The organism is Hahella sp. HNIBRBA332 (assembly GCF_030719035.1).
Taxonomy (GTDB): Bacteria; Pseudomonadota; Gammaproteobacteria; order Pseudomonadales; family Oleiphilaceae; genus Hahella.
On sequence record NZ_CP132203.1, the window covers coordinates 5,496,588 to 5,513,289 of the forward strand.

Genomic DNA, 16,702 nt, shown 5'->3' on the forward strand with positions numbered 1-16,702 from the left:
TGCAGCCATCCTTGGATTTCCTTATACTCCTAGCGAAAATGATAAATAGCTCACACACACTTTCACCGTCACCGTTTACGCCTCCTTCATGCTGAAAATCTACTACAGCAACCGCCAGGAACAGCTGCTCGCACTGCTCGCCGACGCCCTGGCGCGTCCCAAGGCGAACCCTTTGCAAAGCGACATACTGATCGTGCAAAGCCAGGGCATGAGCCGTTGGCTGAGCCAGCAACTGGCGGAACTCAACGGCGTCGCCGCCAATCTGGAGTTTCAACTGCCGGCGCAGTTGGTCTGGCGGCTGGCGCGACTGTGCCGGGACGACTTGCCGGAGCTGCATCCCTTTGACAAATCCATCCTGACCTGGCGCTTGATGCAACTGGCCCCCGCGCTTCCGGACAGCGGCGAATTCGACGCCCTGCATCGCTACCTTCACACCGGCCCGGATCGCAAATCGCCGGACCTGCTGCGTAATTATCAGCTGAGCCAACGCATTGCCGATGTCTTTGACCACTATCTAATGTATCGCCCGGATTGGTTATCCGAATGGGAGCAAGGCCTCCCGACTGAGGCCAGCGGCAGCGAACATGCCTGGCAGATTGAACTGTGGCGTGGTCTGACCCGTGACAGCGACGCGCCCCACCGCGCCCGCGTGCTGCAGGAGTTGGCGGAACAACTGCCGCAGCATGTGGATAAGCTGCCGCCGCGCCTGTTTGTCTTTGGCGTTCCCTATATGGCTCCGGCGTATCTGGACGTGCTGCAGAACGCCGCCCGCCATATAGAAGTGCATATGTATCAATGGAACCCCACGGAGCATTACTGGGGCGACATCGCCTCCCGCAAGGACATCAGCCGCATTCGCACCCGCGACGGCGCGGAAGTCTCCGGACTGTACGACGAAGGCCATCGACTGTTGGCGTCTTGGGGCAAGCCGCTGCGGGACTATCTGGATGTGCTGCAGGACGTTTCCGTCACAGAAGCCGACTGCTATGTCCCGCCCGCGCCGCCGCATACCTTGCTGCAACACCTGCAGGCGGACGTTTTCAACCTGCGCCAGGAGCCATGGCCAGAAAGCCCTGCTGACGATCGCTCTCTGCAAGTGCATCTGTGCCACAGCGCCTTGCGCGAAGTGGAGGTGCTGTACGACCAACTGATGGATCTGCTGCAAACCGATCACAGCCTGTCTCCCCGGGATATCGTGGTGATGACGCCGGATATCGGCCAGTACGCGCCGTTGGTTGAAGCCGTATTCGGCGCACAGGAAGGTCCGCGCCGCATTCCCTGGTCTCTCGCCGACCTGAGCCGCTACAGCGACTTCAATCTGGTGCAGTCGGTATTGCAATTGTTCGACTTATTGCCCGGCCGTTTTACCGCCTCGGAAGTGCTCGGCCTGCTGGAAATTCCCGCGGTGGGACGCCGCTTCGGCCTGGATGAAGAATTGTTATCGCGCCTGCGTCAATGGCTGCTTGAGGCGTCCATTCGCTGGGGACTGGATGCAGAGTCGCAACAGGCCTACGGCGTCGACTGCGCCGATCAGTTCAGTTGGAAGGCCGGGATCAAACGCTTGCTGCTGGGCTTCGCCCTCCCCGATGCGATGCAGATGTATCAGGACGTCGCCCCCTATCCTCATATTCAGGGCGGCGATGCCGACAGCCTGGGCGCGCTGTCGCAACTGATCGACACCCTGGCGCGCTGGCGCGCGCAGATCTCCCGCGGCCAGACGCCCCAACAATGGGCGGACCTCCTGCACAGCTGGATGAACGATCTGTTCGACCCTGACCGGGATGAAGAGCAGGCGCTGCAGGTCGCCCGCGAAGCGGTGCAGGAATGGCTGCAGGAAACCCAGACCGCGGGCTTCGACCAACCCTTGCCGCTGGCGGTGGTGAAGCAGGATCTGCGTCGACGCCTGGACAGCCCGTTACGGCGACAGAGTTTCCTCACCGGAGCGGTGACCTTCTGCGCCATGGTGCCCATGCGCAGCATTCCCTTTCGGGTAGTCGCCGTCCTGGGCCTGAATCACGATCAGTTTCCACGCCGCCAGACGCAGCCGGGCTTCGATCTGATCGCCGCGTATCCTCGCAAAGGCGACCGCGCCCGTCGCGAGGAGGACCGCTTCTTGTTCCTGGAGGCCTTACTGGCCGCCCGCGACGTGTTTTATCTGAGTTACGTCGGACGCAGTATCCGCGACAACAGCGAATGCGCGCCCTCGGTCATTCTCAGCGAACTGCTGGATACGATCCAGGAACAAGGCGGCGAGGCGGCTATGGGACGCATTCTCACCGAACACCCACTACAACCCTTCAGCCCCCATTACTTCACCGCCGACGGCGGCCACTTCAGCTACCAGTCAGAATGGCTGCCCGCCTTGCACGGCCGCCACAGCAAGCAGGAATATCAAGCGTTCTGCCCGGAATCTTTGCCCTCCCGGGAGCATGAGCCGTTTTCCGCTGACCACCCTGTAGAGCTGGACAGCCTGCGGCGTTTTCTACGCAATCCCACCCGCTACTTCGTGCAGCAACGGCTCAACATATTGTTGGACGCCAGTGATCTGACTCAGGACAGGGAACCTTTCGACCTGGGCGGTCTGCACGGCTTCCAGGTGAAAGAGCTATGGCTGCAGGAACTGATGAACGCGGCGACGGATGAAGAAGCGGAAAGCTATCTAGAGGCCAAGGGGCTGCTGCCCGGCGGCGCGGTCGGCGCTATCAGCCGCAAGCAGACGCGACAGCAATTGGAAGCGCTGCGCGAGCAGGCCCGTGAACTATATGGCAAGGATCGTATTGAAATTACCCCGGAAAAATCAGGACTGCCGTTGCGCGGCGCGGTGGCGGGCATCGGCCCGCGCGGTCTGCTGCATCTGACCACCGCCGGCTGTAACGCGTCCCGCATGCTGTTGTTATGGCTGGAGCATCTGGCGCTATGCAGCGTCACCGCAGACGCCCTCGCCCGTCCCAGTTTTCTGGTGTGTCGTCAGGGCGTTGGTCACTACCGTCCGGTGGCTCAAGAGCAGGCCAGAAAGTTACTGGCGGAACTTATAGATCTGCTGTCCCAGAGTGAGAATGAGCCAGTGCGTTTCTTCCCGAAGACCTCTTTAAAGTACGTGGAAACCAAGAATAATCCGCGCAGTCGCAGCGAGCCCATCAACGCCGCGCAGCAATGCTGGCTGGGCAACGAATGGCAACCGGGCGAACTGGCGGACGCGCATCATTTTCTAGTGTGGCGTTTTGAGGCGGAGACCTTGAACGAACGCTTTGTGGCGCTGGCGGAGGGCATCTGGGAGCCCGCACTGGAGCATTGGGAGGCGCCGGCATGAAGCCGCTGGACCCGATCGCCATTCCCCTGCAGGGCGTGCAGCTCATTGAAGCCAGCGCCGGCACGGGGAAAACCTACACCATCACCACCTTGTATCTGCGCCTGCTGCTGGAGCGCCAGCTCGACGTCAGGCAGATTCTGGTGGTCACCTTCACTCGCGCCGCCACGGAAGAGCTGCACACACGGATTCGTCAGCGCATTCGTGAGGTCATGCAGACCTTGCAGGCGCCGCCAGAAACGGACATCCCGGAATGGCTCGCGCTCTGGCGCGATCCGGAACGCAACGAGGATGCTCTCGCCCTGTTGCAGCAGGCGCTGTTGAATATGGACGAGGCGTCTATCTTCACCATTCACGGTTTCTGCCAGCGCGCTCTGCAGGACAACGCATTTGAAAGCGGACTCTTGTTTGATCTGCGTCTGCAGGAGGACTTAGGTCCGTTGCTGCAACAAGCGGCGGAGGACACTTGGCGCAAGCAGTTCTACCCAGACCGGCTGCTGGCGGAGCTGGCGCAGGCCAAGTGGGGCGAGCCGGCGGAAATGCTGAATGGCCTGCGCAGTTATCTGGCGCAAGGCGATCTGGAGTTGATTCCCCCTGATGTGGATCCGCAGACCCTCAGTCATCTGGCCGGCGTGCTGAAAGCCCAATGGCGCCAATTGGGCGACGAACTCACCGCCGCCGTGCGGGAGGCGGCGGAGAACAAAATTCTGGGGCGCGCGGAGAAAACTTACCGGGAAGACAAACTGAACGACGCCATTCTCAGCCTGACTATCTGGAGCCGCACGGAAGAGCAGATGACGCTGCCCCCCGCCGCGGCCCTGTTCAGTCAGCGCGTTCTTGACGCATCCGTGCTGAAAAAGGCGGCGGACAAAGGTCTTGGCGCGCCACAGCATGCTTTTTTCAGCGCCCTGGAGCAGTTTCTGACCCAACAGTCACAGTTGGACGCATGGCTGGTGGGCGCCACGCTGACCACCTTCAGAGACGTATTGCGACGCCTGAAAACCCAGGCGGAAATTCTGGGCTTCGATGACCTGATCGGCAGTCTCAAAGACGCCCTCGAAGCCGCCACCGGGCCCCAGTTACGCCTGGCGCTGCAACGCCGCTATCCGGTCGCTCTAATTGACGAATTCCAGGATACCGACCCGTCCCAGTATCGTATCTTTTCCTCCTTATATGACGCCGCTGACAGCAACGCCACACTGTTTATGATCGGCGACCCCAAGCAGGCGATTTACAGCTTCCGGGGCGCGGATATTTACGCCTACCTGCAAGCCAAGCAGCGCACGCCCCAGGACAATCGCTACACCATGGACACCAACTGGCGCTCCCGCAAAGAGCTGGTGGCCGCGGTCAATGGATTGTTCGAACAGTGCGCCAACCCCTTCCTGTTCGCCGGCGACATCGAGTTCATTCCCGTACAGGCCGCCGGCGCCGCTGACGCTTCCGTCCTGACCCTGGACGGCGTCCCGGTGACGCCATTGCAGGCCTGGTTGCTTGGTCGTGAAGACAGCGGCAAAAACATAAGTAAAGAACAAGCGCGGCCGCAGTTGGCGCAAATCACCGCCAGTGAAATCGCCAACTGGCTCAACCTGGGAGAGGACGGCCGCGCTCGCCTGGGCGACCGCCCACTCAGCGCCGGCGATATCGCTGTACTGGTGCGGGATAATAATCAGGCCCGCATCATGTCGGAAAAGCTCTCCGCCGTCGGCGTCAGCAGCGTGTTTCTGACGCGGGAAAGCGTCTATCAAAGTGAAGAGGCCACCGATCTGCTGCGCCTGTTGCGCGCCTTGCTGGAGCCCAATGACGAACGCCGCCTGCGCGCGGCGTTGGTGACCCTGAGCTGGGGTTGGACCGCCCCGGAGCTGGAAACGCTGGCCCGGGATGAACAGCGCTGGGAGAGTATGCTGACGTCATTGCATCAGTTACGGGAAGAATGGCAAGACGCCGGTTTCATGCCCATGTTTCAGAAATGGCTGCAGAACTTCAGCATCGCCGCCAGACTACTGGGCCTGCCAGAAGGCGAGCGCCGTCTCACCAACCTGTTACAGTTGGCGGAACTACTGCAACAGGCCGGGCGCGACTACCCCACGCCAGAGCGACTGCTGGCCTGGTATCAAGGACAATTGGAGCAGGCGGACGGACGCGGCGATGAGCATCAGTTACGCCTGGAAAGCGACGAGGCGCTGGTGAAAATCGTCACCATTCACAGTTCCAAAGGCCTCGAATATCCCTTGGTGTTTCTACCTTTTCTGGGATTTGGCCGCAGCGGCAAAGACGATTATTTAATGTGCCATGACCCTGAACGGGAGCACCGTCTGGTGCTCGATCTTAGCGGCGGCGACCGCTTACAGGAGCAGGCGGAACGGGAGCGTTTGGCGGAAGATCTGCGTCTGCTTTACGTCGCGCTGACCCGGGCCAAACAACTGTGCGTCTGGGCCTGGGGCGCCGTAAATGAGTTCCAGTACGCCGCCATGGCGTGGCTGCTTTATGGCGGCGCGACGGACAATCTGACCGACTGGCTGACGTCCCTGAAAAATCTGGACGATACGCAACTTGCGGAGCCCCTGACCCGCCTTGCAGCGCAGACCGACTTTTGCTGGAGCCTGGCTCCTGAGCCGGTGCATCAGCGCCGTCATCCCGGCGAAGGCGCCGGCCAGTGGCGGGCGCGCTCCGCCCAGCGCACCGTGGAGCAAAACTGGCGTTTATCCAGTTACTCGCAACTGGCCTCCGGAGGCGGCGGTCGCCATCACGAAGAGCCCTTGGATGAGGCCGCGCCGGTACAGGAAGTACAGCCTCGCCTGCAGCCGGACGTCAGCGATATTTTTCAGTTTCCCAAAGGCGCCTGGGCGGGTCAGTGTTTCCACCATATTCTGGAGAATATGCCATTGCAGGCGGAAAACGCCGAGGTGTTGCATGAGCTCACCAGCCACAGCCTGCAACAACACGGCTTCGGCGATGAATGGGTGGCCTGCGTTTCGGAACAATTATGGCAAGTGGTGAACACGCCGCTAATGGAGAACGGCGGCGCGCCTTTTTCACTGTCGCAACTGGACAAGGCCAATATGCAGGTGGAAATGGAGTTTCTCTTCCCCGTGACGCTGATTCAGCAAGCGCGGCTGGCGCGTTTCCTGGCGGACTACTCCGGCTCTGAAACGCCGGTTAATCTGAACGTGGCTGCTCATGAGGGCCTGATGCACGGCTTTATCGATCTCACCTTCCAGCATGAGGGACGCTTCTATATCGTCGATTACAAAGGCAGTTGGCTGGGAGAAAAACGCGAGAGCTACGCCCAGGAAAATCTGCGCAACGAAATCCTTGCGCACCGCTATGACCTGCAGTACCTGATCTATACGCTGGCGTTGCATCGCTACCTGCAACGCAGCTTGCCCGACTACGATTACGACGCCCACTTCGGCGGCGTGTACTATTTGTTTTTGCGGGGCATGCACAGTCAACGCCAGCCCGAATTGGGCGTATTTTTCGATCGTCCCTCCCAGGCGGCGGTGGCCGCGTTTGCTGAGATTCTGCAGGGAGAACCGGCATGAGCATCGCCCATCTGATTGACGCCGCCCGCCAAAGTAACTTGCTGCGGCCACTGGATTATTATCTTGGCCATCAGTTCGCCGAAATGGCGATGTCAGCGACAGAAGAGCAACGGGAACTACTGGCGCTGACTGTGGCGCTGACGTCCAACGCCCTGGCCAATGGCCACACCTGCCTGGACCTGTCGCAATACGCAGGCCGCTCGCTGTGGCCGGACTCTGCGGAAGAAGACATGCGGGCCTTTATTGCCCCGTCTCTCAAATTATGGCGCGAAGCGCTGCTCGCCAGCGGCCTGACCCAGGCGGACTCAGACGTGGGCGAGGCGGGCCCGGTCAGTCCATGCGTGCTGGATGACCGTAACTGTTTCTACCTGGCCCGTTACTTCGAATATGAACGTCAGCTTGCCGGATTACTGCAACAGCGCATCGCCAACCACGCGGCTTTCCCGCCAGAGCAGGTCCGTCAGGCGCTGCTGCGCTTTTTCCCCTCCGTCGAGTCGGAGGATCGTCAGGCGATCGCCGCCGCAGTGGCCTGTCGTCAGGGCTTCACCGCCATTGTCGGCGGCCCCGGCACCGGTAAGACCACCACCGTAGCCAGGCTGCTGGGCATGTTGGGAGAACTCGCCGACCCGCCTCTGCGCATCGCTCTGGCGGCGCCCACCGGCAAAGCCGCCGCGCGCCTGATGGAGTCCATCCGCAACGCCAAATTGCAGCTGGGGGAGCGTCTGCCGCATCCCGAACGCATTCCGGATACCGCTTACACCTTGCATCGCCTGCTGAAAGTGCGGGGGGATGGCAAGGGCTTCGTGCATCACGCCGGCCATCCGCTGCCCGTGGATTTACTCCTGATAGACGAGGTGTCGATGGTGGATCTGGCGATGATGCTGCGCACCGTAGAGGCGCTGCCTCCTCACGCCCGTCTGATGTTGCTGGGCGATAGCGAACAACTCGCGTCAGTAGAAGCCGGCAGCGTCATTGGCGACATCTGTTCGCAACGAAGCGCCGCCGGCGTCAGCCCGGAAATGGGGGACTATTTACGCCAGCTTGGCCTGACGCCTCCCTACCCGGTTGAAGCAGAGGCCGCGCCTGTCTCGGACTGCGTCATCCGCCTGGAGGTAAGTCATCGCTTTCACGCCCGCAGCGGCATCGGTCGTCTGGCGCAGGCGATCAACGCCGGCGATCCGGAAGCGGCCCTGCAGGTATTCAAGCAGCCGGAGTTCGAGGACGCGGATTGGGAAAATCTGCCGCCATCGCAGCTTCAGTCATTCATCCAGCAAACCGCGGCCAACGCCTACGAGCCCTGCTTCAAAGCCGATTCGGTGGAAACCGCCCTGGACGCCATGAATCGCTTCCGCATCCTCTGCGCCGTAAAAGAAGGCCATGGCGGCGTGCAGGAGATCAATCAGTGGGTGGAAACCGCGCTGCAACGTAAAGGCCTGACGCCGCGTTATCAACTGCACTATCACGGCCGACCTATTATGGTGACCCGCAACGACTATAGCCTGGGCTTGTTCAACGGCGATGTGGGCCTGATCTGGCGTGATCCGGCATCGGGACAACTACGCGCCTGGTTCCCGGACGCTGACGGCCCCCTGCGCAGCATTCCTTTGTACCGCCTGCCCGCTCATGAAACGGTCTACGCCATGACCATACACAAAAGTCAGGGATCTGAATTTGACCATTGCGTGGTGGCGTTGCCCGAAACTGATCAACCAGTGCTGACGCGGGAGTTGATATACACGGGCGTCACCCGCGCCAAAAAGCGGATCAGCGTGTGGGGGCCGCGTCACCTGTTGATCAAGTCTATTAAACGCCCCACCCAGAGGATGTCCGGGCTCGCCCGCAGAATCTGGGGCGAGTCCGCACCGAGCGAACCCAGCGTTGATAATCCACCGGATGCAGCGTCCGGCGATGGCGTGCAATTGGATTTATGGTAGGCCTCGCAGACGGCGGTCAGAACTCCCCCGTCACGCCAATGCCGAAGGTATTGAAACGCACTTCATTATGCTCGAAGTGCGTTACCTCCGTTTTCAGGTAGATCCCTTTCTTAATGCGGAAATCTACGCCACCGCCATAAGCGAAGCCGCTGTGCGTTTCATGGTTTTTCTCACAACCGCCGCCCAGAACATGGCAGCTCTGTACACTGACGCTGGCGCCTTGCCAACCCAGCAGCACATAGGGCTTTATTGCATTACTAAGCGGCAGAGTGAAGCGGTTGTATCCCGCCACGTAGGCGTCCATAAACGCGCCGGAGTCATCCAGAGGGTCTTCATCGAATATCAGAGAGAAGAAATCAACGCCCAAGCGCCCTTCCAGCCCCCAAAAGTCAGTAAGGCTCCAACCTAATGTTGCATTCAGCATCAGATTGTCATGCAGATTTTCTGAAGAGGCGTGCATATAATCCAGCCCCAGTGCGCCATAGCCTTCTGCTGATGCGTCGACAGCCATGGCCAAAGTCAGGCAGATTCCTAAACCCAGTCTTTTCATTACAACCCTCACTCTGTAATTAGGGAATATTCTTTAAACAATTTTTGGGCTATCTCCATAGCGCGCCGAAGCATACACTAGGGGTTGTCTGTGTAACAGCGTCAGCGCCGCAACGCTCTACACGCCGAGGCTGGCTATACTTCCTGGAATAACGTTGAAATATCGCCAGCCCCTGGGTAGCGGCGGGTTTGACTCGCATCAAGCCATACCGACGCCGGTTCCATTACCTTAAAGCTTACGCAATTGGAGGTAAGCATGATCCTGATGAAAGATGTAATGAGCCACCCCGTGCATACGTTGAGCACTGAGAACAGCTTGGCCGATGCCCGTAAAATGATGCAGGAACAGGGCGTCCGCCATATTCCGGTCGTCAACGCCAAAAACAAACTGGAAGGGCTCGTCACCCAGCGCGACGTCTTCGCCGCCATGGACTCCTCCGTGTATGACCTGCCCCCGGAATTGATGGAGGCTCACGAGTCCGAAATTCCCGTCACTCAGGTGATGCGGACCAAAGTCGCCACCGCCAGCCTGGATACGCCGATCCGCAAAGCAGCGGAATTTCTGCAAACCAAGAAATACGGTTGTCTGCCCGTGGTGGAAAATGGCCATGTCGTGGGCATTTTGACGGGAGGCGACTTTATCAAGATCGCCATTAATCTGCTGGATCTGGTGGAAGTGGAGCCGGAGGAAGAGCCCAGCTGATCGAGAAACGCAACAGGCGCGAAACCAATGAGGTGACGTCGCCTGTCGTCGGGCGCCAGTAACGGCGCCTGCGAGATCATTGTCTGTTTCAGGCGGGTTTGGCCAGATGCGCCAGCGCCGCTTCCAGGAACTTCCAGAAATTCGCCACGCTTGGCTCGTGCACCGCCTCGTCCGGCGAGTGCGCGCCACGAATGGTCGGCCCAAATGAAATCATGTCCCAGTGGGGATAGTTCGCGCCCAGGATGCCGCATTCCAGACCCGCATGAATTACCTGGATCTTGGGCGTGACGCCCACGACTTTCTCGTGCAGACGGGTCAGATTATCCAGCAGACGAGAGCGCTTGTCCGGCGCCCATCCGGGGTAGCAGTTGCCCACAGAGGTTTCCGCACCCGCCAGTTCAAATACGCTCGCCAGGGATTGCGCCGCGTCATCCCGCAACGAGTCCACCAGACTGCGCGCCAGACAGTGCACTTCGATATGACCGTTATCCATCACTACCCGCGCCAGGTTGTTGGAGGTTTCCGTCACGCCGGGGAAGTCAGCGCTCATACGGAACACACCGTGAGTACAAGCGAAAATCACACGCTGTAAGCGGTCCACCATCTCCTCCGGCAACAAGTCGGCGGCGTCAGTTTCGTTGATGGTCAGATGCAAATGCGGCTCGGCGGATTTCAGCTCCTGCATGAACAGTTGCTGCAGTTCGCTAATGCGGCGGGCGATCGCCTCGCCCTGCTCCGCCGGCGCCGCCACGACGGCGAAGGCCTCGCGCGGAATCGCGTTACGCAGGGTGCCGCCGGTCAAAGACGCCACTCGCAAGGCGGGAAACTGTTTGCGTAATTGATCCAGGGCGCGATTCACCAGCTTCAGCGCATTGCCGCGTCCGGAATGGATATCCAGCCCGGAGTGGCCGCCGCGCAACCCTTTCAGCGCAATGCGCCAGTACTGACGACGATCGTCCCGGGGCTCCGCCTGATAGGTGAAACGTCCGCCGATATCCACGCCGCCGGCGCAACCGATATACAGTTCATTCTCTTCTTCCGTATCCAGGTTCAATAGCAAAGAACCCTGCAAAACGCCGCCCTGCAAGCCTTTGGCGCCGCTCATCCCGGCTTCTTCATCCACCGTTAACAGACCTTCCAACGGCCCATGAATCATGTCTTTGGAAGTCAGTACGGAAAGAATGGCCGCTACGCCGATGCCATTATCCGCGCCCAATGTGGTGCCGCGGGCGCGCACCCAGTCGCCGTCGATATAGGGTTGAATGGGATCTTTGCTGAAATCGTGGGTAGAACCTTCGTTCTTCTGCGGCACCATATCCAGATGGCTTTGCATCACCACGCCGGGAGCGTCTTCGTAGCCAGGCGTCGCGGGTTTGCGGATTATCAGATTGCCGACCTGATCCTCAATGATTTCCAGCTCATATTCACTCAGGGCTTCTCTGATGCGGGACTTGAGCAGCTGCTCTTGTTTGGAAGGCCGCGGGGTGTCGCACAATAGCTGGAAAAAACGCCACAAGGGCTGCGGGGTCAGATCGCTTAAACTCATAATGTCGCCAAATTGTTGTTGATTGTTCTGGAGTTCCCCAAGGCGCTGCGCCAAGAGGCCTATTCAGGAAATCTGGTCCATTCACGTCCCCGTCGCAATAGCTGATTTCCCAGATAAAGCGTGGCGGGACCTTGTCTGTCCATATCGCCGTAGACCAGATACAGCGGGACTTCTCTATCGCCGCCTTCCTGCAGCGGCAGCGCCTTCAAGGCGCCGCTTTGAATATCCGCATCCACCCAGGAAACCGGCAGCCAGGTGAACCCTAGCCCGCGTTTCACCATATTCACCGAGGTGCTCATGTGCGTCACCGTCCAGCGCTGCTCCGCGCCCAGCCAACCGGAATTGCGGCGCACGCTGCCAGAGTCGCGGATGACGATTTGTCGATGTCGGGCCAGGTCGTCTTTATTCAGGGTGCGATTAAGCTGATGCAGCGGATGTTGCGGATTCGCCACCGGCGTAAACGGAATATTGGTAATCAGATCGCCGATAAACCCCTGCGGTACGAATGGGGTTATGACCAAGTCGCATACGCCCTGCTTGAGCAGGTCTTCAGCGCCGGACAACACCGTTTCGATTATTTCGATGCGAGTATTGGGGTATTGCTCGGAAAACTCCGATAGCGCGCAATACAGGGCTTCCTGGGGATAAATGATCTCTACCGCGATCTGTATATGCGCTTCAATACCCTGCGCCAGACCAGACGCCACGGACTCCAGCTGCTCCGCCTGCTGCAGCAGGTTTTCCGACCGCCTCAGCAAAAGCTTTCCCGCCTCGGTCAGCGTCGCCTTGCGCCCCTGCACCTGCAGAATCTGTACGCCCAGCATTTCCTCAAGCTTATGGACGGCGTGATGCACCGTGGACTGGCTTTTGTGCACCATCTCCGCCGCCTGGGCGAAGCCGCCATGGGCGACCACGGCGTGCAGCATACGCCATTGTTCCAGTGTCGATTTAGGCATGAATTCTAATTTATCGAAATTTAGACACGAATTATTGCAATTTATTTTCGAATTTTACGATGCATAATGCAACAATGAGAAGACTGCTTGCAGGATATGCAAATCATGCAATGGAGTGGGAGGACACCACCATGGCTGTACGAGAACTCAAGCGCATCATTAACGCCAGCCCGGCGACCGACGGCGCGGGAGTCAGGATTTCCCGGATCGCAGGTTTTTCCGCTACCGATCTGGAACCTTTCTTAATGCTCGATGAAATCCGTTCCGACGAACGGGACGATTTTATCGCCGGCTTTCCCGAACACCCTCACCGCGGCCTGGAAACCCTGACCTATATGAAAGAAGGCGGATTCGAGCACCGCGACCATATGGGTAACCTGGGGGCCATCAAAAGCGGCGGCGCGCAGTGGATGTCCGCCGGCAAAGGCGTCATACATTCGGAAATGCCGATACCTGAAGCTGCGCGCATGCACGGCTTTCAGATCTGGATCAACCTGCCCCGCACACAGAAGATGAAGGAGCCGGAGTGGCGCGACGCACAGCCGGAAGAACTGCCTTCTATTATTCTGAGTTGCGGCGAGATTCGGGTTATCGCCGGCTCCTGGCGCATTCAGGATAATTTCAGCACTTCGCCGCTGAACCGTCTGGCGCAATCCGCCGGCCTGCTCGATATATCCCTGCTGCCCAACGGCAAGCTGGATCTGCCACTGGAGCAGGACCGGCAGGCGGCGATCTATGTCTATAACGGCCGCGTGCACATGGGCTCGGTGCTGCAGGCAGGCCAGCTTGGCATCCTTGGCGCAGGCGACCGCCTGCAACTGAGCGCGGATAAAGGCGGTGCGGACTTCCTGCTACTTGCGGGAGAAGCCTTGCATGAGCCTGTGGCGCATTATGGTCCTTTCGTCATGAACACCCACGACGAAATTCTCACTGCAGTGAAGGATTATCAGGAAGGGAAGCTGACGGCATAACAAAACGGCCTCCAATGAGGCCGTTTTCGTGTGCGCTGCGCCGTCAAAACAACGTATAAATGAAGGGCGCCACCGCCGAGCCTTGGGTGATGACAATCAGGCCGCCCAACATTACCAGGGTCAATATCAGCGGAAACAGCCACACTTTTTTCCTTTGTCGCATAAACGCCCAAAGGTCTTTCAAAAATTCCCACATCAGAAAGGTCGCTCCAAGGACTCAGGGGTAATGGGGTCGTTACGTACTGTCCGATAGGTAGTCGCTTGCGGATCAATGCGTTTTTGCAGTTGCAGCTTGTGCATGAGCCGCAGCGCCCATCCCAACGGCGCCACCAGAACAACGAAAACAGCGCCTAGAATAATAGCGCTGTTTATCTTGCCCAGCCTTAAAGCAAAATGCATCCACAGAACATACACCTGGCGTAGCAGTCCCGGTTGCACCAGCGCCAAAGCGGCGAACACGGCCGCAACCGGATAGGGCCATATAGGCAGGCTCAGTGCAAACACCCAAGGCACAAACAATCCAAACACCAGAATCAAAAAGACGGCCATGACAAGGCCGAACTTTCTCAGTTCTCCTTCCGGGGCGGAAGCAAAGTCGTGCTGCGCTGATTTAGTCAAGTTCAAACTCCCGGGACCAATCTTTCTTTACTAACGCTTCTGGTTGCATAGCCTTGCGCAGTACGCAGCGCCCCAGGACCAGAACATCCATCTCCGTCGCCATAAAACACCGAAACGCGTCGTCCGGGGAGCAAACCGGCGGTTCGCCCCGAACGTTAAAGGATGTGTTGATTAACACCGGATGGCCGCTACGCTTGGCGAACTCCTTTATTAGACGATGAAACTCAGGATTAGTTTCCTGATGCACCGTCTGCACCCGCGCCGAATAATCGACATGGGTGATAGCGGGCAAATCAGAGCGAATCTGCCGCAGACGCTCCAACCCCTGAAGCCCCGGTTCGGCGGATTTACGCCATTGCTCTTTAACATCCGCCACCAGCAGCATGTAAGGACTGGGTTTCTCCAATTCGAAATAATCGCCGCACTGCTCCGCCGCCACCGCAGGGGCGAAGGGGCGAAAGGATTCGCGGAATTTGATTTTAAGATTCATTTTGGTCTGCATGACCGGATCCATCGGGTTACCCAGAATGGATCTCGCTCCCAGAGCGCGTGGCCCAAATTCCATACGTCCCTGAAACCAGCCCACCACTTGGCCGTCAGCCAGATCACCAGCGATATCGGCATACAGCGCGTCATCCTCCAGCACCACAAACGACGCGCCGGCGTCTGTCAAATAGCGCTGTATGTCCTCGTCGCTGTATTGCGGTCCCAGGTAGGCGCCCTGCATAGCGTCCAATTGTCCTGAAGCCAGGGGACGCGTTCTGGGCTCGCCTTGATAATGATGCCAGGCCAGCAAGGCAGCGCCGAGAGAACCGCCAGCGTCGCCGGAGGCCGGCTGAATCCAGATATCGTCAAATGGGCCTTCTCGCAGCAGGCGGCCGTTGGCGACGCAATTCAGCGCCACCCCGCCCGCCAGACATAAATGACGTTGCCCTGTCTCCTCGGCGATCGTACGCCCGAGGCGCAACACGATTTCTTCCGTCACCGCCTGAACCGAGCGCGCCAGATCCATATACGCCTGCGTCAGCGGCGCTTCCGGTTCCCGCCGGGGCAGATCGAACAACTCGGCGAAGCGCTGGTTGGTCATACGCAGACCAGTCATGAAATCAAAGTAACGCAAATGCAAACGGAAAGTGCCGTCAGGTTTGACATCTATGAGATGCTGCATGATCAAGTCGACGTATTTTGGCTCCCCGTAGGGCGCCAGTCCCATCAACTTGTATTCGCCGGCATTGACCTTGAAGCCGCAAAAGTAGGTAAAAGCGGAGTACAGCAAACCCAGAGAATGGGGAAACTCAATTTCCCACAACGGACGCAAAGAAGCGCCCTCGCCCACCCACACCGAACTGGTCGCCCATTCGCCCACTCCATCCAGACACAGAACGGCGGCATTGGCGAACGGACTGGGATAGAAAGCGGAGGCCGCATGGGATTGATGATGCTCCGCGAACAACAGCCGCGGCAGAACGGCTTTGGGGTCGCGCAACAGTCCCCTCAACGCCTTCTTCAACTCACTTTTCAGGAATAGCTTATCCTTGAGCCACACCGGCATCGCCGTGGCGAAAGAACGAAAACCCCGTGGCGCGAACGCCAGATAGGTCTCCAGCAGCCGCTCAAACTTCAACAGCGGCTTATCATAAAAAACTACCGCATCCACCTCATCCAGGGCGACGCCGCCGGCGTCGAGCACATATTCAATAGCGTGGCGGGGGAACCCCGCATCATGTTTTTTGCGGGTAAAGCGCTCTTCCTGGGCGGCGGCCAGAATCACGCCGTCCTTTACCAGCGTCGCTGCAGCGTCATGGTAATAAGCGGAAATGCCTAAAATAGTGGTCATTGAAAGGGAAGCCATTCCGTTATGCGTAGTATGGGGTGTGACCTGACGGGAAGGTGTCATCGTCGCTATCGCTACAGTTTTCTTAAGACTACTGATGCCATAAAATGCGCGCAACCATTTTTTCCGGAGACACCCATATGCCGCGGGCCAGCGAGATTAAAAAAGGCGAAGTCGTTGATTTAAACGGGCAATTACTGATTGTTAAAGACATTGAGGTGCACAGCCCCAGCGCCAGAGGCGCCGCCACCCTGTACAAAATGCGCTTCAGCAATGTACGCACCGGACTCAAATATGAAGAAAGCTTCAAAGGCGACGACATGCTGAGCACCACTCAGCTGGAGCGTCGTCAGGTGTCTTTCTCCTATATTGACGCCGACGACTATGTCTTCATGGACAACGAAGACTTCTCTCAATACATGTTGAAAAAGAACGACATCGAAGATCAGTTGCTGTTCCTGACTGAGGAAATCCAGGGATTGCAGGTGTTAATGGTGGATGGCCAGGTCATCGCATTGGAACTGCCGCAAACCGTGGAAATGGAAGTGATCGAAACCACTCCCGCCATGAAAGCGGCTTCCGCCAGCGCCCGCACTAAACCCGCCAAATTCGCCACCGGCCTGACGATTCAGGTTCCCGAATATCTGGAACAGGGCGAGCGCGTCAAAATTCATACCGCCGAAAAACGTTTCATGGGCCGCGCAGACTAAAATGCGCCGCCCTTGATCGCCGTTGCAGC

Annotated in this window: 12 protein-coding genes; 6 read left to right on the top strand and 6 right to left on the bottom strand. The window is 58.6% G+C overall.

Annotated features, from left to right (window positions below):
- Nucleotides 1–88: 88 nt before the first annotated feature.
- The 3 genes from recC to recD are packed head-to-tail and all read left to right on the top strand — an operon-like array spanning nt 89 to nt 8,786.
- The gene (recC, locus tag O5O45_RS24300; protein ID WP_305901903.1) at nt 89–3,310 is read left to right on the top strand and encodes an exodeoxyribonuclease V subunit gamma; all 3,222 of its coding nucleotides are present in this window, start codon (nt 89–91) and stop codon (nt 3,308–3,310) included.
- Nucleotides 3,307–6,852, top strand: coding sequence for an exodeoxyribonuclease V subunit beta (gene recB, locus O5O45_RS24305; protein WP_305901904.1), 3,546 nt, complete (start codon nt 3,307–3,309; stop codon nt 6,850–6,852). Before recC ends, recB begins: the two co-directional genes overlap by 4 nt.
- Nucleotides 6,849–8,786, top strand: coding sequence for an exodeoxyribonuclease V subunit alpha (recD, locus tag O5O45_RS24310; RefSeq protein WP_305901905.1), 1,938 nt, complete (start codon nt 6,849–6,851; stop codon nt 8,784–8,786). The genes recB and recD overlap by 4 nt, the downstream gene beginning before the upstream one ends.
- Before the next feature lie 16 nt (nt 8,787–8,802).
- Here recD and O5O45_RS24315 read toward each other — a convergent pair whose 3' ends face one another.
- On the bottom strand, nt 8,803–9,336 hold the full coding sequence (locus O5O45_RS24315) for an outer membrane beta-barrel protein (protein ID WP_305901906.1): 534 nt from the start codon (nt 9,334–9,336) through the stop codon (nt 8,803–8,805).
- A gap of 255 nt (nt 9,337–9,591) precedes the next feature.
- Between O5O45_RS24315 and O5O45_RS24320 the strand changes: the two genes are divergently transcribed.
- Complete coding sequence (locus O5O45_RS24320; RefSeq protein ID WP_305901907.1) at nt 9,592–10,038, top strand: CBS domain-containing protein; 447 nt, start codon at nt 9,592–9,594, stop codon at nt 10,036–10,038.
- An 88-nt stretch (nt 10,039–10,126) separates the two neighbouring features.
- On the opposite strand, the gene O5O45_RS24325 is transcribed toward O5O45_RS24320, so the two are convergent.
- The gene (locus O5O45_RS24325; protein WP_305901908.1) at nt 10,127–11,584 is read right to left on the bottom strand and encodes an aminoacyl-histidine dipeptidase; all 1,458 of its coding nucleotides are present in this window, start codon (nt 11,582–11,584) and stop codon (nt 10,127–10,129) included.
- A gap of 59 nt (nt 11,585–11,643) precedes the next feature.
- Complete coding sequence (locus O5O45_RS24330; protein ID WP_305901909.1) at nt 11,644–12,540, bottom strand: LysR family transcriptional regulator; 897 nt, start codon at nt 12,538–12,540, stop codon at nt 11,644–11,646.
- 131 nt (nt 12,541–12,671) lie between these two features.
- Here O5O45_RS24330 and O5O45_RS24335 point away from each other — a divergent pair, with 131 nt between their 5' ends.
- Nucleotides 12,672–13,511: a pirin family protein gene (locus tag O5O45_RS24335; protein WP_305901910.1), complete on the top strand. Its 840-nt coding sequence runs from the start codon at nt 12,672–12,674 to the stop codon at nt 13,509–13,511.
- A gap of 43 nt (nt 13,512–13,554) precedes the next feature.
- Here the strand turns inward: O5O45_RS24335 and O5O45_RS24340 are convergent, their stop codons facing one another.
- From O5O45_RS24340 to O5O45_RS24350, 3 genes are read right to left on the bottom strand one after another with little or no spacing between them, the layout of a single operon-like run.
- The gene (locus O5O45_RS24340) at nt 13,555–13,707 is read right to left on the bottom strand and encodes a DUF5989 family protein (RefSeq protein WP_164887172.1); all 153 of its coding nucleotides are present in this window, start codon (nt 13,705–13,707) and stop codon (nt 13,555–13,557) included.
- On the bottom strand, nt 13,707–14,129 hold the full coding sequence (locus tag O5O45_RS24345) for an SxtJ family membrane protein (protein ID WP_305901911.1): 423 nt from the start codon (nt 14,127–14,129) through the stop codon (nt 13,707–13,709). Before O5O45_RS24345 ends, O5O45_RS24340 begins: the two co-directional genes overlap by 1 nt.
- Nucleotides 14,122–15,966 carry a carbamoyltransferase family protein gene (locus O5O45_RS24350; RefSeq protein ID WP_305901912.1) on the bottom strand — a complete coding sequence of 615 codons (1,845 nt, stop codon included), beginning with the start codon at nt 15,964–15,966 and terminating at the stop codon, nt 14,122–14,124. Before O5O45_RS24350 ends, O5O45_RS24345 begins: the two co-directional genes overlap by 8 nt.
- A gap of 137 nt (nt 15,967–16,103) precedes the next feature.
- Here O5O45_RS24350 and efpL point away from each other — a divergent pair, with 137 nt between their 5' ends.
- On the top strand, nt 16,104–16,673 hold the full coding sequence (efpL, locus tag O5O45_RS24355) for an elongation factor P-like protein EfpL (protein WP_305901913.1): 570 nt from the start codon (nt 16,104–16,106) through the stop codon (nt 16,671–16,673).
- Nucleotides 16,674–16,702 lie beyond the last annotated feature (29 nt).